At 31.4% G+C, this 4,311-nt stretch carries 7 protein-coding genes; 1 reads left to right on the forward strand and 6 read right to left on the reverse strand.

Going from position 1 to position 4,311, the window contains the following annotated elements:
• A partial coding sequence (locus TD29_RS17160) for a helicase-related protein (RefSeq protein ID WP_040282677.1) occupies positions 1 to 331 on the forward strand: 331 nt, incomplete at its 5' end.
• Positions 332 to 401: 70 nt separating this feature from the next.
• Here the strand turns inward: TD29_RS17160 and TD29_RS17165 are convergent.
• The 6 genes from TD29_RS17165 to TD29_RS17190 form a co-directional block, all read right to left on the reverse strand.
• Entirely contained in the window at positions 402 to 1,037 is a 636-nt protein-coding gene (locus tag TD29_RS17165) for a hypothetical protein (protein ID WP_052467173.1), read from the reverse strand.
• A 6-nt stretch (positions 1,038 to 1,043) separates the two neighbouring features.
• Positions 1,044 to 2,225 carry a hypothetical protein gene (locus TD29_RS17170; RefSeq protein ID WP_040282679.1) on the reverse strand — a complete coding sequence of 394 codons (1,182 nt, stop codon included), beginning with the start codon at positions 2,223 to 2,225 and terminating at the stop codon, positions 1,044 to 1,046.
• Positions 2,206 to 2,772: a hypothetical protein gene (locus TD29_RS17175; RefSeq protein ID WP_040282681.1), complete on the reverse strand. Its 567-nt coding sequence runs from the start codon at positions 2,770 to 2,772 to the stop codon at positions 2,206 to 2,208. Before TD29_RS17175 ends, TD29_RS17170 begins: the two co-directional genes overlap by 20 nt.
• On the reverse strand, positions 2,732 to 3,079 hold the full coding sequence (locus TD29_RS17180) for an RNA polymerase sigma factor (RefSeq protein ID WP_052467174.1): 348 nt from the start codon (positions 3,077 to 3,079) through the stop codon (positions 2,732 to 2,734). The genes TD29_RS17175 and TD29_RS17180 overlap by 41 nt, the downstream gene beginning before the upstream one ends.
• 178 nt (positions 3,080 to 3,257) lie before the next feature.
• The gene (locus TD29_RS17185; protein WP_040282683.1) at positions 3,258 to 3,686 is read right to left on the reverse strand and encodes a hypothetical protein; all 429 of its coding nucleotides are present in this window, start codon (positions 3,684 to 3,686) and stop codon (positions 3,258 to 3,260) included.
• On the reverse strand, positions 3,667 to 4,311 hold a 645-nt coding region (locus tag TD29_RS17190; RefSeq protein ID WP_316931864.1), incomplete at its 5' end, for an RNA polymerase sigma factor. The genes TD29_RS17185 and TD29_RS17190, both read right to left, overlap by 20 nt.

A 4,311-nucleotide genomic window follows, 5' to 3' on the forward strand; every position in this document is an offset into this window, starting at 1 on the left:
AGATGTTGCTGCACGTGGTATTGACATTAACGAGCTTGATGCTGTCATCAACTTTGATTTACCCAACATACCAGAAACCTATGTGCATAGAATTGGAAGAACTGGTCGTGCTGGAGAATTTGGAAGCTCGTACTCATTTTGCTCTGCAGATGAGAAAACGTATATAAAAGCGATACAGCAGTTAATTAATGTGCAAATTCCTGTAGAAGACAATCATCCTTATCCTTTAGATATGAATGCTAAGCCTATTGTACATAAAAAACAAGGCAGCAAGTATAAAAAAGGCCGAAAAGGTGAAGGTTCTAAAAAGAAAAAGAAACGTTGGTATTAACCTTATTTTTATACAAACTAAAGTTTATATTAAAATCCATTAGCTAATAACTAATGGATTTTTTTTTAAGTTACTCAAATTTCATTTCGAAAAGCAGGTAATGTTCAATCCCAAATTGTTCTCCCCATTTTTCAATAGAATCGCCAGAGGTTCCTACTTCGCACCATGATTTAGAGCCATCTGCTCTTTCATAAGGTAAGATGTAGGCTAAAAAATAAAATTTTTCATGATACCCAATTTGCAAATTACTTTCGTCTGCTAGATTACGTAAGCTATAATCCTTAGATGATGTTGCATTATAATCTTTTGTAATACTAAATCTTGGAAATTTAAATTTAACCCTTAGCTTTCCGTTGGTGTGTTGCGCTATTATTCGCATATTAAGCACGGAGTCGGTAAGTGTTTCAAATTGTTTAATACCAAGATTTTTACTATCCACAACAGTCGTATCACTCACCACTTTACCATTCCAGATTTCTTTAACGGTTATGTGGTAGCTTTTTCCTTTTAATTCTTTTCCTGAGAAATCTACTTTCATATAATCAATGCCTTGAAAACTGAGCAAATCGTTGATTTCAAAATCATCAGAACCATAATTTGTAGTCATTTTTAAACCTGAAAGGTTATTAAAATCGATGTCGTTTTTTTGCGCGTTTAGTGTGCTGAAGCAAATGAATGCAACAGCTAATACCATTAAATTTTTCATTAGTATTTAGTTTTTAGAAGCGGTGAATGTGTCGTTATAATTGTAGATGATACCATGAATAATATCAAAATTAATAGCTCCAGAGAAATGGCCTTTGCCTTTGGCTTTTCGTTCCATCATATTAAATTTTTCGCCTTTACTTGTAGGTTGCATGTTGACCACATATTTATCACCATACATACTTTTGGTATTATTACCCATGACTTTCATACTAAAATCATGGACTTTGGGATAGAACAAATGAATTTTAGAATATTCTGAAAACAAATCAAAGCGTTTGAAATTAGAGTCCCAATTGTAAAAAAAGTACTCGCTGTTGAAATCTGTAATGGAAACTTTCTCTTTAAGTTCTCCTATTTGGATTTTAGAAAACTCAGACGTTATTTTTACATTTTGCAAACTCCCAATCAAACCTTTAGAAATATTGTTAAAATCATAACGACCACCAACAATGCCTTCTGCTCTTAAATTGGCATTTTCAATTTTAAAGAGATTGTATTCATTTATGAGTTGCTTGGCATAAAAATAACCACGCTTTAAAACGACAGAGAGTTCAGCCATACAATCATCACGAACTGTGATCTGGGCATCTTTCCCGTTGATTTTAAGCTTTAAATATGGCGGAATTTTAATCACAAACTGACTTCTTAACATTCTAATATTACCTCTTCTAACGTTTTTCAGTTTTCCGTTATCATCTTTTGTTTTAAAACGGTCATTAAAGTATTTAAATGGTGCTTTAATTTTTCCGAAGGCATTATAACGAATCTCCTCAACTATAGAGTCTCTAGATTTTCTAACGATACTATCATTAGCTTTTTGTGAAGCATCATAATCTAGAACGAGTCCATTTGGAGAGTCATAAGAATAAGTTACTGTCGAAATTTGAGTCACACTATTAGATATTAAAGTAATATGATTTTCAAATTTTGTTGCGTTAACTTTGATGCCTTCTAACTCCTCCTCTATTTGTTTTTTTGAATAACCATCAAATTCTAAGCTATAATCAAAATGGACTTTCCCGTCTGTAGAAGTCTCAATAGAAACCGTTGTATTTTCTAGATTAAAAATTGCTGTAGTGTTTTTATCTGCGGAAAATTGCTCAGAATACACTGTTTTTTTCTGTGCAAAAACAGATAGTGATGTGATGAGCATCAATGCACTGATTTTAAATGTTAATTGCTTCATTTTGTTCGTTTTTTTGATTTAATACATTGATGTGTGCTTGGATATCTTTTAATAATTGCAACCTAGTTTGCAAATTCTCAACTAATGATTCTATGACTAAAATATTAGTATTATCGGCTTTAAACTGAAGTGAAATTTCTTTATAATCACGATCTAAATTATCTAACTTATCTCTATAACGTTTAACTAATTTTTGATCGGTTGTACTTTGTATAAAATTTTGCCACTCTTTATCAATACTAGCCAAATATTGTTTTTCAATACCTTCAATTTGAGTTTTCATTGAGGGCTCTTCAACAATTTGATTTGATGTGTTATCAACTGTCACAAAAACTGTAATTGATAAAGCTACAAATAGAGTAATAATGGCTGCTATTTTAATTAAATAATTACTATTTAATTTAGATTCGCGACGTGGTCTAGATGCTTTTAATTGCTCATAAAACTCTTGCCTATGATTGTTTGGCAAGCGCTTTTTTATAGCCTCATCATCTTTAAATAAATCTCTAATATGATATTTCCGAAGAAAAACTCCAATTATTATCATCTTCTATGCTTAAGTTTGCTAGTTCTGAGTCTACAAATTCTAAACGCTTTTTTTTCAATTGGTCTATACATTGATTGATGACAATTCGTTTTAACCAAGCACCAAAGGTAAATTCTGGCTTATAACTTTCTAATTTTGAAAACGCTTTTATAAAACTCTCTTGCATGGCATCTTTAGCATCTTCATCGTTTAAATATCTGCACGAAATTTGAAACATAGCGTCACAATAAGCATCATAAATGTGCATCATGGCTTTTTCATCTCCTTGTTTACAACGTTTAATTACAATGTTGTGGTTGTTTGACATTCGGTTTTGGTTAGCGTACAGTATCAATAACGACAGAAATACCTTAGGGTTTCAAAATTGTTATTTTTTTTTGAAAATAATATGCAAAAACTCCAATTTCAGAATATAAAACAAAAAATCACTTGTAAAACTGAGATTACAAGTGATTTTATAATGTGAATTTTAAGTGTTTTAAAATCTAAACCTCAAAACGCTTATTAAAATAATGTTTTAGTACAGGAATTTGAATACTAAACATAAATGCAAATAGCACAATGCCATAAAGCGTAGTTTGCGACAAATGTAAATGAGCTAACGGGTTTATAAATTCATAATTTGAAATGGATTCTAAAGCTAGACGATCTAACCAACTACTCTTTTCGTGTGTTGTTTGACGATGAGACGTTACAAAACCTAGAAATACAGTAAGCGCTACAAACAACACTATAATTAATCCCCAAACAGTTTTAGAAATTAAAGGTACATATGTTGTTGCGCTTGATGTACTCAAACTAGTAATTTGAGACATCACTCGGTTTGTAAAATCAAACGACGGACTTTCAACTGCCGATTTACCCATCACTTTACGTGACAGGTGATCTAAATGTTTATCTGCGTTCTCGTTCATAATATGCTATTGTTTCTGGTTCTAATTGCGATTTTAAAATGATCGCTAATTTTTTTCGGCATCTAAATAATTTCACTTTTATAGAATTTGCTGTGATACCAACCACTTTTGAAATTTCATCTAAAGATAAGTCATCAAAATAATATAAGGTCAATAAAAAACTATCCTCACTTGGTAATTGTGCTATACAACGCTGTATCACTTGCTCTTGTTCTTTGGTTTCTAACGTTGTTAAGGCATTATCTAATGTTTTAACTTCATGTGTTGTAAATTCATTGATGTTAACATTGTTTATATACTTTTTATTTTTTTTAATTCGGTCTAAACAGGTATTGTAACACACTCTGTAAATCCAGGTAGAGAATTTTGAATCACCTTTAAATCGGTGTAACGATTTATAGGTTTTTATAAAAGTGTCTTGTGCAACTTCTTCTGCTTCTTCCTTATTTTTCAACATTCGTAATGCTAATGTATACACCAAACCCTTATAATCATCAACAAGCACTGCGAACGCATTAGTGTCGCCTTCAATGATTTGATTGATGAGTATTTGGTCGTTGTTGGTGGTCATTTTTACATAAGACGACCTAGGTAACTTAATGGTTACAATTTCCGAAGAAAAAAA

The organism is Psychroserpens damuponensis, from assembly GCF_000826655.1.
In the GTDB taxonomy this organism is placed as follows: Bacteria; Bacteroidota; Bacteroidia; order Flavobacteriales; family Flavobacteriaceae; genus Psychroserpens; species Psychroserpens damuponensis.

Coding starts and splice junctions, on each gene's coding strand:
- TD29_RS17180 (WP_052467174.1), bottom strand. CDS start 3,079: ATGTCAAACAACCACAACATTGTAATTAAACGTTGTAAACAAGGAGAT.
- TD29_RS17175 (WP_040282681.1), bottom strand. CDS start 2,772: ATGATAATAATTGGAGTTTTTCTTCGGAAATATCATATTAGAGATTTA.
- TD29_RS17165 (WP_052467173.1), bottom strand. CDS start 1,037: ATGAAAAATTTAATGGTATTAGCTGTTGCATTCATTTGCTTCAGCACA.
- TD29_RS17170 (WP_040282679.1), bottom strand. CDS start 2,225: ATGAAGCAATTAACATTTAAAATCAGTGCATTGATGCTCATCACATCA.
- TD29_RS17185 (WP_040282683.1), bottom strand. CDS start 3,686: ATGAACGAGAACGCAGATAAACATTTAGATCACCTGTCACGTAAAGTG.